Source organism: Thiomonas intermedia (assembly GCF_002028405.1).
Classification (GTDB): domain Bacteria; phylum Pseudomonadota; class Gammaproteobacteria; order Burkholderiales; family Burkholderiaceae_C; genus Thiomonas; species Thiomonas intermedia.
On record NZ_CP020046.1, the window covers coordinates 1,119,502 to 1,135,391 of the forward strand.

At 66.1% G+C, this 15,890-nt stretch carries 14 protein-coding genes; 6 read left to right on the forward strand and 8 right to left on the reverse strand.

What is annotated here, in order from left to right:
• Positions 1 to 106: 106 nt before the first annotated feature.
• On the reverse strand, positions 107 to 1,609 hold the full coding sequence (glpK, locus tag BVH73_RS05220; RefSeq protein WP_079416714.1) for a glycerol kinase GlpK: 1,503 nt from the start codon (positions 1,607 to 1,609) through the stop codon (positions 107 to 109).
• 10 nt (positions 1,610 to 1,619) lie between these two features.
• Complete coding sequence (locus BVH73_RS15705; RefSeq protein WP_179947961.1) at positions 1,620 to 1,787, reverse strand: DUF6726 family protein; 168 nt, start codon at positions 1,785 to 1,787, stop codon at positions 1,620 to 1,622.
• Between the two features lie 620 nt (positions 1,788 to 2,407).
• On the opposite strand from BVH73_RS15705, the gene BVH73_RS05230 reads away from it, so the two are divergent.
• Together BVH73_RS05230 and BVH73_RS05235 are read left to right on the forward strand one after the other, a co-directional pair.
• A complete protein-coding gene (locus BVH73_RS05230; protein WP_079416718.1) occupies positions 2,408 to 3,151 on the forward strand; it encodes an acetoacetate decarboxylase in 744 nt (247 codons plus the stop codon).
• Positions 3,152 to 3,529: 378 nt separating this feature from the next.
• Entirely contained in the window at positions 3,530 to 4,009 is a 480-nt protein-coding gene (locus tag BVH73_RS05235; protein WP_079416720.1) for an Lrp/AsnC ligand binding domain-containing protein, read from the forward strand.
• 64 nt (positions 4,010 to 4,073) lie between these two features.
• Here BVH73_RS05235 and BVH73_RS05240 read toward each other — a convergent pair whose 3' ends face one another.
• Both BVH73_RS05240 and BVH73_RS05245 read right to left on the reverse strand, forming a co-directional pair.
• Complete coding sequence (locus tag BVH73_RS05240) at positions 4,074 to 5,369, reverse strand: MFS transporter (protein WP_079416722.1); 1,296 nt, start codon at positions 5,367 to 5,369, stop codon at positions 4,074 to 4,076.
• A 97-nt stretch (positions 5,370 to 5,466) separates the two neighbouring features.
• Positions 5,467 to 6,825, reverse strand: coding sequence for a chloride channel protein (locus tag BVH73_RS05245; RefSeq protein ID WP_245800418.1), 1,359 nt, complete (start codon positions 6,823 to 6,825; stop codon positions 5,467 to 5,469).
• 266 nt (positions 6,826 to 7,091) lie between these two features.
• Here BVH73_RS05245 and BVH73_RS05250 point away from each other — a divergent pair, with 266 nt between their 5' ends.
• The gene (locus BVH73_RS05250) at positions 7,092 to 7,883 is read left to right on the forward strand and encodes a hypothetical protein (RefSeq protein WP_079416724.1); all 792 of its coding nucleotides are present in this window, start codon (positions 7,092 to 7,094) and stop codon (positions 7,881 to 7,883) included.
• A gap of 96 nt (positions 7,884 to 7,979) precedes the next feature.
• Positions 7,980 to 9,380, forward strand: a complete 1,401-nt coding sequence (glmU, locus tag BVH73_RS05255; RefSeq protein ID WP_245800419.1) for a bifunctional UDP-N-acetylglucosamine diphosphorylase/glucosamine-1-phosphate N-acetyltransferase GlmU — start codon at positions 7,980 to 7,982, stop codon at positions 9,378 to 9,380.
• A gap of 389 nt (positions 9,381 to 9,769) precedes the next feature.
• Here the strand turns inward: glmU and BVH73_RS05260 are convergent, their stop codons facing one another.
• Positions 9,770 to 10,243, reverse strand: coding sequence for an Lrp/AsnC family transcriptional regulator (locus BVH73_RS05260; RefSeq protein WP_079416728.1), 474 nt, complete (start codon positions 10,241 to 10,243; stop codon positions 9,770 to 9,772).
• 147 nt (positions 10,244 to 10,390) lie between these two features.
• On the opposite strand from BVH73_RS05260, the gene glmS reads away from it, so the two are divergent.
• On the forward strand, positions 10,391 to 12,226 hold the full coding sequence (glmS, locus tag BVH73_RS05265; protein ID WP_079416730.1) for a glutamine--fructose-6-phosphate transaminase (isomerizing): 1,836 nt from the start codon (positions 10,391 to 10,393) through the stop codon (positions 12,224 to 12,226).
• A gap of 287 nt (positions 12,227 to 12,513) precedes the next feature.
• On the opposite strand, the gene BVH73_RS05270 is transcribed toward glmS, so the two are convergent.
• From BVH73_RS05270 to panD, 3 genes are all read right to left on the reverse strand, one after another.
• The gene (locus BVH73_RS05270; protein WP_079416732.1) at positions 12,514 to 12,888 is read right to left on the reverse strand and encodes an HVO_A0114 family putative DNA-binding protein; all 375 of its coding nucleotides are present in this window, start codon (positions 12,886 to 12,888) and stop codon (positions 12,514 to 12,516) included.
• Complete coding sequence (locus BVH73_RS05275) at positions 12,885 to 13,181, reverse strand: toxin-antitoxin system TumE family protein (protein ID WP_079416734.1); 297 nt, start codon at positions 13,179 to 13,181, stop codon at positions 12,885 to 12,887. The genes BVH73_RS05270 and BVH73_RS05275 overlap by 4 nt, the downstream gene beginning before the upstream one ends.
• A 714-nt stretch (positions 13,182 to 13,895) precedes the next feature.
• Positions 13,896 to 14,282: an aspartate 1-decarboxylase gene (panD, locus tag BVH73_RS05280; RefSeq protein ID WP_169836755.1), complete on the reverse strand. Its 387-nt coding sequence runs from the start codon at positions 14,280 to 14,282 to the stop codon at positions 13,896 to 13,898.
• A gap of 243 nt (positions 14,283 to 14,525) precedes the next feature.
• Here panD and BVH73_RS05285 point away from each other — a divergent pair, with 243 nt between their 5' ends.
• Positions 14,526 to 15,818 (forward strand): RNA polymerase sigma factor, encoded by a 1,293-nt coding sequence (locus BVH73_RS05285; RefSeq protein WP_079416738.1) that lies wholly within the window; start codon positions 14,526 to 14,528, stop codon positions 15,816 to 15,818.
• Positions 15,819 to 15,890: the final 72 nt, after the last annotated feature.

Here is a 15,890-nt window from a genome sequence, read left to right on the forward strand (position 1 = left end):
CGGGTTCGCCCGTTCAGGTGAAAGCAAACGCAACATCTGCGCCACGCCGCAGAACGGCGGGGCACGGGCTGGTCGATCGTCAGGCGTCGTCGGCCTGGTCGTCGGCCTAGTCGTCGGCCCAATCGCGGGCGCGATCCACGGCGCGGCGCCAGCGGGCCATTCGCGCCTCGCGCTCGTCGGCGCGCATCGCGGGGTCGAAACGGCGCTCGGGGGTCCAGAGCGCGGCGAGGGTTTGCGCATCGGGCCATAGCCCCACGCCCAGCCCGGCCAGATAGGCCGCGCCCAGCGCCGTGCTCTCGGCCTGGACCGGACGCACCACGGGCACGCCGAGCAGGTCGGCCTGGAACTGCATCAGCGCGTCGTTGACGGCGGCGCCGCCGTCCACCCGCAACTCACACAGCGGCTCTCCGCCCTGCGCGGCAACATCGGCCTGCATGGCGGCGAAGAGTTCGGCGCTCTGGTAGGCCATGCTGTCGATGGTGGCCCGCGCCACCTGCGCCGCCGTGGTGCCCCGGGTGATGCCGATGAGCAGACCGCGGGCCTGGGCATCCCAGTGAGGGGCGCCCAGGCCGGTGAAGGCCGGCACCAGCAGCACGCCGCCGCTGTCAGGCACGCTGTCGGCGAGTTGCTGGGCTTCTTGTGCACTGCGCACCAGCCCGAGACCGTCGCGCAGCCATTGCACGGCGGCCCCTGCGATGAACACGCCACCTTCGAGGGCGTAGTGCAGCGGCTGGTCGGCGCCGAGCTTCCACGCCACGGTGCTCAGCAGCCGCTGCTGCGAGCGCACGGCCTGCGTGCCGGTGTGCTGCAGCGCGAAGCAGCCGGTGCCATAGGTGTTTTTGGCCATGCCAGGTTGCAGGCAGGCCTGGCCGAACAGCGCCGCCTGCTGGTCGCCCGCCATGCCGGTGATGGGAATCTCCACCCCGCCGAGACGGGCGAGGGCCAGCGGGCCGCAGTTGGGCACGATGGCGGGCAGCACGGCGCGGGGCACGCGCAGCAGGGCAAGCAGGGTGTCGTCCCAATCGCCGGTGTGGAGATTGCACAGCAGGGTGCGGCTGGCGTTGCTGACATCGGTGAGGTGCACCGCGCCGCCGCTCAGTTTCCAGACCAGCCAGCTGTCGATGGTGCCTGCGGCCAGTTCGCCTTTCTCGGCGCGGGCGCGGGCGCCGGGAATGTGGTCGAGCAGCCAGGCGAGCTTGGTGGCGGAGAAATAGGCGTCGGGCAGCAGGCCAGTGCGCTCCTGCAGCAGGGGGGCGTGGCCGTCTGCCGCGAGCTGGGCGCAGACCTGCGCGGTGCGGCGGTCTTGCCAGACGATGGCGTTCGCCAGCGGCCTGCCCGAGGCGCGCTCCCATAGCACCACGGTTTCGCGCTGGTTGGTGAGTCCGATGGCGGCCAGATCGCGCAGGCCAGCCCCGGCGCGGGCCAGGGCTTCGGTGAGGGTGGCGCTCTGGGTGGCCCAGATGTCGAGCGGGTCGTGCTCCACCCAGCCGGGCTGCGGGTAGTGCTGGGCAAACTCGCGCTGCGCGCTGGCGCGCACCCGGCCGTGTTCGTCGATGATCAGGGCGCGCGAGCTGGAGGTGCCTTGATCGAGGGCGGCGATCAGTGCCAAGGGGGCATCCTCAAGGGTCGATCACGTCGGCGCACACATCGGTCGGCGCCGCGGCGACATGGCCGACCACGGGCACCATCTTCAGCCCGGCCGAAGCCACGCGGCAGGGCGCGGCAACGACACCGCAACCGGAAAGAGCCGAGCAGGCCAGCAGCCAGGCGATCCATCGTCGGGACATGGGGGTTATCTCAAAATGGGGAGCGGCCATTATGCGGGGAACTGAAACCAGACTGAAGAAACCCGCCCGGCAGTGAACCCTTGCCAGACCCGCGACACTGACAATGGACCCGGCATGATGAAGTTTGAGGCTGCGGCTGCGGCTCCCCACCCCGGCCCTCCCCACCCGTGGGGAGGGTGCGAACACGCTTCCCCCACCTTGTGGGAGAGACTCGGAGGTGCTTACGCAGATCACGCGCAGCGCCTTCTACTCCTCCTCCACGCTGTGGGGGAGGTTGGGAGGGCATACGCAGATCGCGCGCAGCGCTGTTTTCTCCTCCCCCACAGGGTGGGGGAGGTTGGGAGGGCGTACGCAGATCACGCGCAGCGCAGTCTTCTCCTCCCCCACAGGGTGGGGGAGGTTGGGAGGGCGTACGCAGATCACGCGCAGCGCAGTCTTCTCCTCCCCCACAGGGTGGGGGAGGTTGGGAGGGCGTACGCAGATCACGCGCAGCGCAGTCTTCTCCTCCCCCACAGGGTGGGGGAGGTTGGGAGGGGGAGCCGCTTGCATGGCGGGCCCCATGACCCGTTCATCCTTTTCCATGCCGGATCATCATCATTGCCACCGTGAAAGGACACCCCATGAAAGCCGCCGATGTCGCCCAATCCGCCTTCTCCATGCCCCTGAGCAGCCCGGCCTATCCGCCCGGCCCCTACCGTTTCATCGACCGCGAGTTTTTCGTGGTGACGTACCGCACCGATGCCCAAGCCTTGCGCGCCATGATTCCCGAGCCGCTGGAGCCCGCGGGCGACCTGGTGAAGTTCGAGTTCATCCGCATGCCCGATTCCACCGGATTCGGCGCCTACACCGAATCGGGCCAGGTCGTTCCCGTGCGCTACAAGGGCAAGCCCGCCACCTTCCAGATTGCGATGTATCTCGACGACGAGGCGCCCATTGCCGGCGGGCGGGAAATTTGGGGTTTTCCCAAAAAGCTCGCCAAGCCGCAACTGAGCGTGGCCGCCGACACGCTGGTGGGCACGCTGGATTACGGCCCGGTGCGCATCGCCACAGGCACCATGGGCTACAAGCACCGGGCGCTCGACACGGCCCAGGTGCTCGCCTCGCTGCGGCAGCCCAACTTCCTGCTCAAGATCATTCCGCATGTGGACTGCACGCCGCGCATCTGCGAACTGGTGCAGTACGACCTCGAAGACCTCGTGGTGAAAGGCGCCTGGGAAGGCCCCGCCGCACTGGAACTGCATGCGCACGCGCTGGCCCCGGTGTCGGCGCTGCCGGTGCTGGAGGTGGTGTCCGGCGTGCACATCCTCACCGATCTCACCCTGGGGCTGGGACGGGTGGCGCACGACTATCTCGCCAAACCATGAGATGACGGGGCGCACCCGTTACATGGCCCGGCGGTACCGTCTCGAAGTGAAGGCGACGCTGAATAAGTGCTCGTGATGGCGGGCACTTTTACGCCATCGTCCCGTTCCGTTCGCCTGGGCGCGGGGATGGGCGGTGCATTTCATCAGCACCGGAATCGATCGATGCATTCCATCGATTCACCGGCAATAATGCCTTTTTTGCGCGATTCATCCCCCATAGACCCGGGTGTTTGTCAGGCAATTGTCACTAGACTACGACTTGCATGACACTGATGCGCTAAATTCAAACTTCGACTAATACAACCGTTCACCACAAGCCCATGAAGAACTCTCTGTTGTTCCAAGCACGGTCTCCCGCCATCCTCCAGGAGACCTGCCATGAGTGAAAAAATCGGCGGCATCGACCGCATCGACCGTCGTCTGCTCAATCTGCTGCAGGAAGATGGCCGCATCGCCAATCTGCGTCTGGCCCAACTGGTCAATCTTTCGCCCACGGCGGTGCTCGAGCGCGTCAAACGCCTCACGCGCGACGGCTTCATCCTCGGCTACGAAGGTCGGCTCAACCCGAACCTGCTCGGCGCGGGGCTGATGGTGTTCGTCGAAGTGCAGCTCGACCGCACGGTGCCCGATACGTTCGAGAAATTCCAGTCGGCCATCAAGGTCCGGTCCGAAATTCTCGAATGCCACATGGTGGCCGGCAACTTCGACTATCTGCTCAAGGTGCGCGTGGCCGACATGGCCGCCTATCGCACCTTCGTGGCCAACGTCATCGCCAATCTGCCGGGTGTGCGCGAAACCCGCTCTTTCGCCGTGATCGACGAAGTGAAAGACACGACCCGCCTGCAAGTCGAACTCTGATCGGCTTGCCGCCGCCCGGGGCGCGCGTGAATCTGACCGATTCGCGCGCGCCTTTTTTTTGGGCTTACTTGCTGGTCTTCGGCGTCAGCAGCACCAGCACGGCGCACAGCACCATGAATCCGGCCAGCACCAGAATGCCGCCGTTGGTGCTCTGGGTGGTCTGCTTGACCCAGCCGATGATGGATGGGCCGAAGAACCCGGCCAGATTACCCAGGGCATTGATGAGCGCAATGCCGGCCGCGGCCGCGGTGCCCGCGAGGAAGGCGTTGGGCAGCGCCCAGAACAGCGGCAGCACCACCATGATGCCCACGGTGGCCAGCGTCAGCGCCACCATGGCCAGGGTCGTGTCGGTACTCCAGAACGTGGACAGCACCAGGCCGATGGCACCGATGAGCGCCGGTATGGCCACGTGCCAGCGTCGTTCGTGGCGTTTGTCCGAGCTGCGGCCCACCAGAATCATCGCTACCACCGACACGCCGTAAGGCAGGGCGACCAGCCAGCCGATGGTCAGCGGATCGGTCACGCCGGTGGACTTGATCAGCAGCGGCAGCCAGAAGCTCAGGCCGTACAGGCCGATGACCACGGAAAAATAGATCAGTGCCATCAGCCACACCCGCGGCTGCGCCAGGCCCTCCAGGGCCGAATGCGAAGGCTTGGTCTGCGCCTCCTGATCGAGCGCATATTGCAGCGCGTTTTTCTCGTCCGCGCTCAGCCACTTGGCGTGCTTGATGCCGTTGTCGAGATAGAACAGGGTGACGATGCCCAGGATCACGGCCGGCAGGCCTTCGAGGACGAACAGCCATTGCCAGCCGGCCCAGCCGTGGTGGCCGTGGAAGTGGTGCAGGATCCAGCCCGACACTGGCCCGCCGACCAGCCCCGAAAGCGGCACCGCGCTCATGAACCAGGCGGTCATCTGGCTGCGCCGCGCCGCCGGATACCAATAGGTGAGATAGAGGATGATGCCCGGGAAGAAGCCGGCCTCGGCCACGCCGAGCAGAAAGCGCATCACGTAGAACTGCGTCGGCGTGGTGACGAACAGCGTCGCCGCGGAGATCAGGCCCCAGGTGATCATGATGCGGGCGATCCACACCCGCGCGCCGACGCGGTGAAGAATGAGGTTGCTGGGCACCTCGAACACGAAGTAGCCGAGGAAAAAGATGCCCGCGCCCAGCCCGTACACCGCATCGGAAAAGCCCAGATCGCCCTTCATCTGCAACTGGGCGAAGCCGATGTTCACCCGGTCGAGATAGGCGACGAAGTAGCACAGGATGAGGAAGGGAATGATGCGCCAGCCGATGCGGCGATAGACCTGCTCCGAAGGCGGCGCCGCCGCTGTTGCCTCTGAGGTGAGTGATGCCATGTTGCGTCTCCTTGTCGTTATGAAAAATGCGGGGGTTGTGTCACCCCCGGTACGGCCAGCCGGAACGCCCCCGTGAGCCCGGGGCCGTTGCCGGATTTCAACGCCGCACGTCGGGCGCGTCGGGCGCGGCGCCGGGCGGCAAGGCGTAGTACTTTTGCACGGCCAGAGCCTCGTACAGCGGTGGCGTGAAGAAGTTCGCCACCCGGCTGCTGATCAGCGCGGTGGCCATGAGAGGAATGACCAGTCCGCCGCCATTGATCATCTCCATGACGATGACGAACGAGGTCAGCGGCGACTGGGTGACCGCCGCAAGGTAGCCGACCATGCAGATGGCCACCAGCGCCGACTGCGGATACTGCCCGAACCACTGGCTGACCCACTGGCCGAACCCCGCGCCGATCGACAGCGAAGGCGAGAACAGTCCGCCGGGCAGTCCCGTGATGTAGGACAGCACCATGGAAAGCCACTTCACCAGCGGGTAATACCAGCTCACCTGCTCACCGTGATTCATCAGCAGGTGCCGCGCCTGGTCGTAGCCGCTGCCCCAGGTCTGCCCGCCGGTGGCGATGCCGATCACGGCGACCAGCAGGCCCAGCCCCGCGCCCCAGAGCAGCGGAGAGCGGTCGCGCCAGGCCAGCACACCGCGCGGAATCCAGCGGGCCTGCCTGAGAAGTGCCAGGTTGAAGGCCGCCCCCGCCAGCCCGCACAGCACGGCGGCGATCACCACCGGCAGGATGAAGGCGATGGGGAAGATGTCAGGCGCCGTGATCTGGCCGAAATACAGATAGTTGCCCGCCAGGGCCAGCGACACCAGGCCGGAGAACACGATGCTGGTGATCAGCACGCCGTTGGTGCGCACCTCGAAGCTGCGGGTGAGTTCCTCGATGGCGAACAGAATGCCCGCCAGCGGCGTGTTGAACGCGCCCGACAGGCCGGCCGCCGAGCCCGCCAGCAAAAGCATGCGCTCCATGCGCAGCGATACGCGCGGATAGAAACGCCGCATCTCGTACATGATCGAGGCGCCGATGTGCACCGTCGGCCCCTCGCGGCCCAGCGTCAGGCCGCCGAGCATGCCCATCAGGCCAAGACCGAGCTTGCCGATGAGGATGCGTAGGCCGAACAGCCGGGGAATGCGGGTGTCATCGCGCTTGCCGTGCAGCGCGGCGATCACCTGCGGTATGCCGCTGCCTTCGCTGCCGTTGAACCATCGGCGGGTCATCCACACCGCGCCGCCGCTGAGCGCCGGTGTGATGATCAGGGCCAGCCACGGCCGCCCCTCGATCCAGCCCAGAAAGATGTTCAGCGCATCGTTGGCCCAGTTGGCGAACAGCACCGCGGCCAGCCCCACCAGCACCGCCCCCACCCACAGCACGCCGAAGTTCAGCCAGGATTTGCGCAGTTCTTTGCGGGTCAGGCGCCAAAGCGCGGCGGGACGATAGCGGGGGTGCATGGGCATGGAGGATAAGGGGCGTCCACGGCCACCGGAGAGGTCCGAACGTCAGCGAAGCAGGGGGATGGGTCACAGCGTAACGGCGCCATGCCCCTCAACATACTGCAGGGGGTAAATCTCAATAGAAACAAAACGTTGCCCGTGTCCATGCTTGCAACTCAGGCATTGCACTTAAGGGTTTTTACGCACTAGGATAACCCGGCATTTTTGACAAAAGTTAAAACACAGGCGCGTTCACAACCGCTGACACTTAGCGAGGAAGCCTCACCACCATGCGTTCCCTTCATCAACTCACCGTGCCGGAGAAACTGCTGCATACCGGCTTCATCTTCCTGGTCTGCATCGGCCTGCTCTGCGCCGAAGCCTATCTCTACGTCACCCACGCGGGGCTGGACGGCAAGACCGGCGTGACCCTCAGGGACATCCAGATTTCGTACTACGGCAACCGCGACAGCAGCAAGCTGCAGACCGTGCTGCCCACGATGTTCACCAACGCGGGCATTCCCAAAGAGCAATGGCCGCAACTGCAGAAGACCATCGACACCTGGGTGGTCGGCGGCCAGACCAAGGCCGAGTACGACAGCCAGATCAAGCCCATCATCGACCAGCACTGCATGATGTGCCACAGCGTGGCCATGAGCAAACAGCTGCACAACCCGCCCCTGGCAAGCTATGACGACGTGAAGGCCGTGGCCAAGGTCGACACCGGCATGTCGTACAACGCGATGCTGATGACCGGCATGGTGCACCTGACCATGCTCGGCCTGATCTTCTGGGTGGCGGGCTGGCTGTTCCTGCAGACGCGGGTGCACAGCCAGATCAAGGCCATTTCGGTCATCACACCGTTCATCGCCATGCTGCTCGACTTCTCCGGCTGGTTCCTCACCAAGCAGAACCCCGACTTCGCCTGGTTCGTGCTCATCGGTGGGGCGCTCTCCTGCCCGATTGCCATGCTCGAAATGGGCGTGGCCCTGCTCGACATGTGGATCGGCCTGCCCAAGTTCCTGCTGCAGCGCCTCGTCACCGAGGTACCCAAGAGCGTGGTGCGCACTGCAGCAGCCTGACCACACGCTGAAGCGCCGCCGACCCCGCCGATGCGGGGTTTTTTTCAGGCCGTCACCAGGGCCATGCCGCCATTCCCGCTCCTTAGAATGCGCGACATGACTACCGCCCCAACCCCATCCCCCGCCCTTTCCGTCGTCGTCCTGGCCGCTGGCAAGGGCACGCGCATGCGCTCCGACCTACCCAAGGTGCTGCAGCCTCTGGCGGGCCAGCCGCTGCTGGGCCATGTGCTGGGCACCGTGCATCAGTTGGCGGCCGAGCGCGCGGTGGTGGTCACCGGCTTCGGCGCGCAGCGGGTGCGGGAGGCGTTCGCGCATCGGCCTAATCTGCCGCATTTACGTTTTGCGCTGCAGGAACCGCAGCTCGGCACCGGCCATGCGGTGCAGCAGGCGCTGCCCGAGCTGCCCGATACCGGCGTCTGCCTGGTGCTCTATGGCGATGTGCCGCTGGCGCCCGCCACCAGCCTGCTGCCGCTGGTAGCCGAGGCGCAGGCCGGGGCGCTGGCGCTGCTCACCGTCGAGCTGGACGACCCGACCGGTTATGGCCGCATCCTGCGCGATGCCGACGGCGCGGTGCAGGGCATCGTCGAACATAAAGACGCCACGCCTGCGCAGCGCGCGGTGCGCGAGTGCAACACCGGCATTCTGTGCGCGCCGGTCGCGCATTTGCGCCGCTGGCTGGGCCAGTTGCGCAACGACAACGCGCAAGGCGAGTACTACCTCACCGATGTGGTGGCGCTGGCCGTGGCCGACGGCGTGCCGGTGCGCGCCGCCACCGTGGCCGATGCCGACGACGTGCTCGGCGTGAACGACCGCAGCCAGCTCGCGCACCTGGAGCGCGTGGTGCAACGGCGCACGGCGCGCCGCCTGCTCGACGCCGGCGTCACCCTGGCCGACCCGGCACGGCTGGACGTGCGCGGCGCCCTGCACTGCGGGCGCGACGTGTTCATCGACGTGGGCTGCGTGTTCGAGGGCGAGGTGCATCTGGCCGATGGCGCCCGCGTGGGGCCGTACGCCGTGTTGCGCGACGTGCGCGTGGGCGCGGGCACGGTCGTGCACCCCTTCTGCCATCTCGACGGCGCCAGCATCGGCGCTGGTGCCCTGATCGGGCCTTTCGCCCGCCTGCGGCCCACCACGGCGCTGGCAGATGGCGTGCACATCGGCAACTTCGTCGAAGTGAAGAACGGCACGTTGGGCCAGGGCTCCAAGGCCAATCACCTCAGCTATGTGGGCGACGCCACGGTGGGCGCGCGGGTCAACATCGGCGCGGGCACCATCGTGGCCAATTACGACGGCGCCAACAAGCACCGCACCGTCATCGAGGACGACGCGCACACCGGTTCCAACTCCGTGCTGGTCGCCCCCATCACGGTCGGCGCAGGCGCCACCGTAGGGGCGGGCTCCACTGTCACCAAGGCGGTACCCGCCGGCGCCCTCACCGTGGCCCGCGCCCGCGCCGTGACCCTGCAGGGCTGGACACGCCCGGAGAAGAATAAATAAGGAAAGACACTAGGGGCCCAGACTGGAGACCCACGGGCGAGTCGTGGGCCACGCCCTGCGACGGACTCCCCCTCCCAGCCTCCCCCACGCTGTGGGGGAGGAGAAGACTGCGCTGCGCGCGATCTGCGTAAGCCCTCCCAGCCTCCCCCACGCTGTGGGGGAGGAGAAGACTGCGCTACGCGCGATCTGCGTAAGCCCTCCCAGCCTTCTCCACGCTGTGGGGGAGGAGAAAGCAGCGCGGCGCGCAATCTGCGTAATCCCATCCCAGCCTCCCCACTCTGTGGGGAATCGTGGTCACTCCCTCTCCACTTGTGGGGAGGGCCGGGGTGGGGAGCCGTTTCAACCGCCAGCATTCCGACCCCATCAGGCCTGGAATCGCCAGGGCAACCTCAATCGGGCAGAGGCACCCGCGGCACGAACTTGCTGCGATGCACCGAAAAAAAGGCCCGCACATTGCGCACCTGATGGGCCGCGGTGAACAGCCGGTGCACCAGGGCGTGGTAGGCGGGCATGTCGGCCACCAACAGCATCAGCACGAAATCGGGGCCGGGTGAAACGCGGTAGCACTGCTGCACTTCGGGCACGTCGGCCACCAGGGTCTCGAACGCCGTCATGCGCTCGGCGGCCTGTTCGGCCAGCGTGATTTCGACAATCGCGGTCAGCCCCGCGCCGACGCGCTCGGCATTGAGCACCGCGATGCGCCGCTCGATCACGCCCGAGTCGACCAGACGGCGCACCCGCCGCAAACACGTGGGCGGCGTGAGGTGGGCGCGCTGGGCCAGCTCCTGATTGCTCAGAGAGCAATCTTGTTGCAGCACCTCCAGCAGGCGGCGATCAGCCTCGTCCAGTTCAATGGCATCCATCCTGATTCCATAAATTGTTTGGTTTTGGAATTTTATTCCGACATGCCAATGACATGGAATCCATCTTCATTTTTCGTGAAATATTGCCAGCCCATTTCATGCCCGCCTGCCTATCATGGCGCCCAATCCAACCGTAGGAGTCTGTTCATGTGTGGCATCGTCGGCGCCGTGGCTCAACGCAATATCGTTCCCATCCTGATCGAGGGCCTGCGCCGTCTCGAATATCGCGGCTATGACTCTTGCGGCGTCGCCGTCTATGCCGACGGCCAGTTGCAGCGCGCCCGCAGCGTGTCGCGCGTGGCCGAGCTCGACGCGCAGACGCAGTCGCTCCAGGCCTTCACCGGCATCGCCCACACCCGCTGGGCCACGCACGGCGCGCCCACCACGAGCAACGCGCACCCGCATTTCTCCGGCGGCCCGAACAGCAAGGCGCAGTCGGCGCACATCGCCGTGGTGCACAACGGCATCATCGAGAACTACGAGGCGCTGCGCGCCATGCTGCAGTCGGACGGCTACCAGTTCGAGAGCCAGACCGATACCGAGGTCATCGCCCACCTGATCGACCACCTCTACGCCGGCGATCTGCTCGAGGCGGTGCAGGCCGCCACGCGGCAGTTGCACGGGGCCTACGCCATCGCCGTGTTCAGCCGCGAGGAGCCGCACCGCATCGTCGGCGCGCGCGACGGCTCGCCGCTGGTCGTCGGCCTGGGGCAGAACGAGAACTTCCTCGCCTCGGACGCCCTGGCGCTGGCCGGCACCACCGACCAGTTCATTTACCTCGAAGACGGCGACGTGGCCGATCTGCAGCTCGGCAAGGTCTGGGTGACCGACCGCGACGGCAAGCCGGTCGAACGCGAGGTGCGCACCATCACCGCCTACACCGCCGCCGTGGAGCTCGGCCCCTACCGCCACTTCATGCAGAAAGAGATCTTCGAGCAGCCGCGCGCCATCGCCGACACGCTCGACGGCATCCAGTCCATCACCCCCGCACTGTTCGGCGCGCAGGCCGCCGAGGTCATGCCGGCCATCAGCGGCGTGCGCATCCTGGCCTGCGGCACCAGCTTCTACGCCGGGCTCACCGCCAAGTACTGGATCGAATCGATCGCCCGCGTGCCCGTCGAAGTGGAGGTCGCCAGCGAATACCGCTACCGCGACTCGGTGCCCGACCCGAGCGCGCTGGTCGTCGTCATCTCGCAGTCGGGCGAAACCGCCGACACCCTGGCCGCGCTCAAACACGCCAAGCGCCTGGGCCATACCCACACCCTGGCCGTCGTCAACGTCGCCACCAGCGCCATGGCGCGCGAAACCGCCATGCAGTTCTTCACCCGCGCCGGCGCCGAAATCGGCGTGGCCTCGACCAAGGCCTTCACCACCCAGCTCGTCGCGCTCTACCTGCTGGCCGGCGCACTTGCGCGCGCCAAAGGCAGGCTCAGCGACGAAGCGGAGGCCACGATGCTGGCCGACCTGCGCCACCTGCCCGCCGCCGTGCAGAGCGTGCTGGCCCTTGAGCCGCAGATCATCGCCTGGGCCGAGCAGTTCGCCCGCCGCGAAAACGCCCTGTTCCTCGGCCGCGGCCTGCACTACCCCATCGCGCTCGAAGGCGCGCTCAAGCTCAAGGAAATCACCTACATCCACGCCGAGGCTTACCCCGCGGGCGAGCTCAAACACGGCCCGCTGGCCCTGGTGACCGAAGCCATGCCCGTGGTGGCGGTCGCCCCCAACGACGCCCTGCTCGACAAGCTCAAGAGCAATCTGCAGGAAGTGCGCGCCCGCGGCGGCGAGCTCTACGTCTTCGCCGACGCCGACGGCCAGATCGAAGCCAGCGACGGCGTGCACCTCATCCGCCTGCCCGAACACTACGGTGCGCTCTCCCCCATCCTCCACGTCGCCCCCCTGCAGCTCCTCGCCTACCACACCGCCACCGCCCGCGGCACCGATGTCGACAAACCCCGCAATCTAGCCAAAAGTGTGACGGTGGAGTGAGGCTGGGCGGCAGGCGATGAATTTTGTTCCCGATAAAAATAGTCGAAAACAGATTATTAAAGTCGAAAACGCGGCAATAAAGTCGAAAACGATCTGAAGGTCAGAAACTTCTGGCCAAGATTGGGGTCTCGTCAGTGTGGCGGCCTGGTGGCATGGCCACCGCACAGGGGGTAGCCTGCCTTGGTGGGGTCGTGCGTAGCTCGCCCATGCACTGAGGGCAAGTGGTGCCAGTGGAATTTCAGTTAAACGCCGTCCCGCGCCATCACGAGAGCCTGTTCAGCGTTGCCCTAAGCCACTTCGGCCTGCAGGCTCAGGCGTTGTGCTGTCGCGCGGACCTCCCGCATGCGGCCATGTCCGGGCAGGACTTTCTCGTCCACGGTCACCATGCCTGCGGCCTGCAGGATGTCCACGTCGCGCTTGACTGCGCTGCGATCCCTGTGCAGCCGTTCGGCGATGGCGGTGATCGAGCCAGGTTCGTCTTTCACGGCACGGAACAGAGCCAGACGTGCTTCTGTGATGAGCCGCATCATGTCCGATGGGTCCTCAAAGCTCAAGACGTGTTCATCCGCCATCGTCTCGCCTTGGTCGGCCGCCTGGGCAACGCGCCGCCCCCGCTTGAAAAAGTCTGCGTCGTTGCCCGTGGTGATGATGAGCTTGGTCATGGTGCCTTCCTCAATGCTGTCCAGTCCTGTTCGAAACGTGCTTCGATGTCCTCGAACGATACGAAAGCCACCGGCTCAACGCGCCCGAAGGAATGCCTGTGGTGACCATCGTGCGCATTGTCGTAGCCGATGACGCGACCGTTGTCTCCTCTGTGGAGCGTATGGTTGATGTAGGCCAGGTTGTAGCGTGTGATGCGACCGTTGGCATCGACCCAGATTTCCCGGCGCAGCAATCCATTGCCACGCTTGTCGGAAATCTTGTGCGTTTCGTCGTACCGCTTTTGATCAGCCATGACATATTTTATCACTGCTGAGATCACGACGGGGTACGCCCGGAAGTGCGCTGCGCGCAAGCCTCCACCCATGCGGAAGTCTGCTCAAAAGGGAGTACCGGTGGCATTGAACAGCGAGGCAATCAGTGACGAGAACCGGGCGCGCTACGGCACTGACATCGATCGGATCGGCCCCATGCTCTACGCATCAAGTCGGTCGAACAGCAGGCCCTGCAGGGCCCGCATTGCACCCGCTCGTTGTGGATGAGCACCCGCACCAGCAGCATCAGGAGCGGCCTACGCGTTGCCGCACTTGAAGGTACGAGGTGCATTGCGCGCGTCGCCGCAAAGCTCGCCCTTTGGCTGGCCAAGTCCGTCATCAGAAACAGATCCGATGTGACCGTAAATAATGCTAAATCGGTCGAATAAAGGCGTTCTGTTGATACCGCCGACCGGGCGTCCAAGCCCTTGATGAGCGGGCGCGACGTTGGGGATCGGGGCAAGCAGATTTCGTCAGGCTGCCTCCCCCATGTGGATTTCCAGCGATGCGTCCGGCGAACCGTTGGCGTTGGACGAATCCGTTCGCGACTTTATTGATGCGTTTTGCTCGGCACGTTGCCTTTGAGCGGCGTCTGTCTTCGACTTCGGAACGGACCGCGGCTGCAACGGTGTGGCGCCGGTCCGCGTCACGAAGGCCCGGCGTTTTCGACTCTATTTGCCAGGAAAAGCCCAGCTCTACGGCTTCATCGACGCTATTCGATTGTGGGCGTCCAGGAGCGCGATGCGAGGACGAAAGGTGCGCGCCGTGGCGTCGTCCATCGGTGCATAGGTGCAAATGATGAGCAAATCGCCCAGGGCCGCATGACGTGCAGCGGAGCCGTTGAGTGTGATGCGACCGCTGCCATGCGGCTCGACGATGGCGTAGGTGCTCAGTCGCGCCCCGTTGGTCACGTTGTAGATCTCGATCTGCTCACCCGGCAGAATGTCGCAGGCCTCCAGCAAGGCTTGATCGATTCCGCACGACCCCTCGTAATGCAGGTCGGCGCCCGTCAGCGTGGCGCGGTGCAGTTTGGCGCGCAACATGATGCGGTCTGCAGGCCGCGTGTCGGAAGTCTTTGACATGGTTTCGGCCCAGGTTCTCTGGGCATGCAAGATTCGTAGAGCCGCTTACTTTATCGCGACCATGGCGGCGCTTCCGGCCATGCTCGCGGCGAGCGGCCCGCTGCACGGCCCCTGATCTGCAGCTCCCGTGCCTTCGGCGCCCGTTGCGAGCGCCGAAGGCACGGATATTCCGATACTCTTGGGGACCGGACGGACGCCCTCGCGATCACCCGCTCCACCGCACCCCAGCCCCCTCGTCGCCCCATGAGCCGCCCTGCCTCCGATCTCGCCCCCACGCTCGATGCCCTATGGCACATCGAGTCGGCGAAGATCGTGGCGCAGGTGGCGCGCATCACCCGCGATCTCGCCCTGGCGGAAGACTGCGCGCAGGACGCGTTGCTTGCGGCGCTGCAGACCTGGCCCCGCGACGGCATGCCCGAAAAGCCCGGCGCCTGGTTGCTGACCGCCGCACGCCGCCACGCCCTCGACCGCCTGCGGCACACGGCCACGGCGGCGCCGCTGCACGCCAGGCTAGGCGCGGAGACCGACCTTCAACACGCCATTCGCGAGGCCGATCACGCCGATGCGGTGGACCGCGCGATCGACGACGACATTGGCGACGAGATGCTGGCCCTGGTCTTCACCGCCGTCCATCCCCGCCTGCCTCCCGAGGCCCGCGCCGCGCTCACCCTCAAGGTGGTTGGCGGTCTGTCAGTGGCCGAGATTGCGCGCGCCTACCTCAAGTCCGAGCCGACCATCGCGCAGCGCATCGTGCGCGCCAAGCGCCTGCTCGCCGAGGCGCATCTGCCCTTCGCAGTGCCACGTGGCACCGAACTGGCCGAGCGTCTTCCCGTGGTGCTCGAAGTGCTCTACCTGATGTTCAACGAAGGTTACGCCGCCAGCGCCGGTGCGCACTGGACGCGCCCGGCGCTGTGCGAAGAAGCGCTGCGCTTGGCGCGGGTGCTCGCCGGTCTGCTGCCGCACGAGCCCGAGGTGCATGGCCTTACGGCCTTGATGGAATTGCAGACCTCGCGTCTGGACGCACGCGTGGACGACGCAGGCAGACCGATCCTGCTTGCCGAGCAGGATCGCAGGCTTTGGGATGCGTTGCTGATTCACCGCGGCATCGCCGCATTGGCCCGCGCCGAAGCCGCCGACGGCGCGCGTGGCTTCTACACCCTTCAGGCCGCCATCGCCGCCTGCCATGCCCGCGCGCCCCGCTTTGCCGACACCGACTGGAGCCGCATCGCGTCGCTCTACGGCGCGTTGTTGCGCGTTGCGCCTTCGCCCGTCGTGGCGCTCAACCGCGCGGTTGCCGTAGGCATGGCCGAAGGCCCGGCGGCCGGGCTGGCGCTGGTCGAAACCCTGAGCGACGTTCGCGAATTGCTCGACTACCCGCTGCTTCACGCGGCACGCGGCGACCTGCTCGACAGGCTTGGCCAGAGGACTGAGGCCCACGCCGCCTTCACGCGCGCCGCCGAGCTCGCGGGCAACGAGGCCGAACGCGGGCTGATGCGCGAGCGCGCCGCACGCTGCGGACCGACGAAGTTGTCGTAATGGGGCGCGAAGGTCCGGCCCCATAAGCCTCGGCACCGGCGCCTTGGGTCGAAATCCCACGCGCTGGCGCGT

Bases quoted from the DNA above. Each gene is read 5' to 3' on its own strand.
- BVH73_RS05285 (WP_079416738.1), top strand. From the start codon at position 14,526: ATGAGCCGCCCTGCCTCCGATCTCGCCCCCACGCTCGATGCCCTATGG.
- BVH73_RS05235 (WP_079416720.1), top strand. From the start codon at position 3,530: ATGAGTGAAAAAATCGGCGGCATCGACCGCATCGACCGTCGTCTGCTC.
- BVH73_RS05250 (WP_079416724.1), top strand. From the start codon at position 7,092: ATGCGTTCCCTTCATCAACTCACCGTGCCGGAGAAACTGCTGCATACC.
- BVH73_RS05275 (WP_079416734.1), bottom strand. From the start codon at position 13,181: ATGGCTGATCAAAAGCGGTACGACGAAACGCACAAGATTTCCGACAAG.
- BVH73_RS05240 (WP_079416722.1), bottom strand. From the start codon at position 5,369: ATGGCATCACTCACCTCAGAGGCAACAGCGGCGGCGCCGCCTTCGGAG.
- glmS (WP_079416730.1), top strand. From the start codon at position 10,391: ATGTGTGGCATCGTCGGCGCCGTGGCTCAACGCAATATCGTTCCCATC.
- glmU (WP_245800419.1), top strand. From the start codon at position 7,980: ATGACTACCGCCCCAACCCCATCCCCCGCCCTTTCCGTCGTCGTCCTG.
- panD (WP_169836755.1), bottom strand. From the start codon at position 14,282: ATGTCAAAGACTTCCGACACGCGGCCTGCAGACCGCATCATGTTGCGC.
- BVH73_RS05230 (WP_079416718.1), top strand. From the start codon at position 2,408: ATGAAAGCCGCCGATGTCGCCCAATCCGCCTTCTCCATGCCCCTGAGC.
- BVH73_RS15705 (WP_179947961.1), bottom strand. From the start codon at position 1,787: ATGTCCCGACGATGGATCGCCTGGCTGCTGGCCTGCTCGGCTCTTTCC.
- BVH73_RS05270 (WP_079416732.1), bottom strand. From the start codon at position 12,888: ATGACCAAGCTCATCATCACCACGGGCAACGACGCAGACTTTTTCAAG.
- BVH73_RS05245 (WP_245800418.1), bottom strand. From the start codon at position 6,825: ATGCCCATGCACCCCCGCTATCGTCCCGCCGCGCTTTGGCGCCTGACC.
- BVH73_RS05260 (WP_079416728.1), bottom strand. From the start codon at position 10,243: ATGGATGCCATTGAACTGGACGAGGCTGATCGCCGCCTGCTGGAGGTG.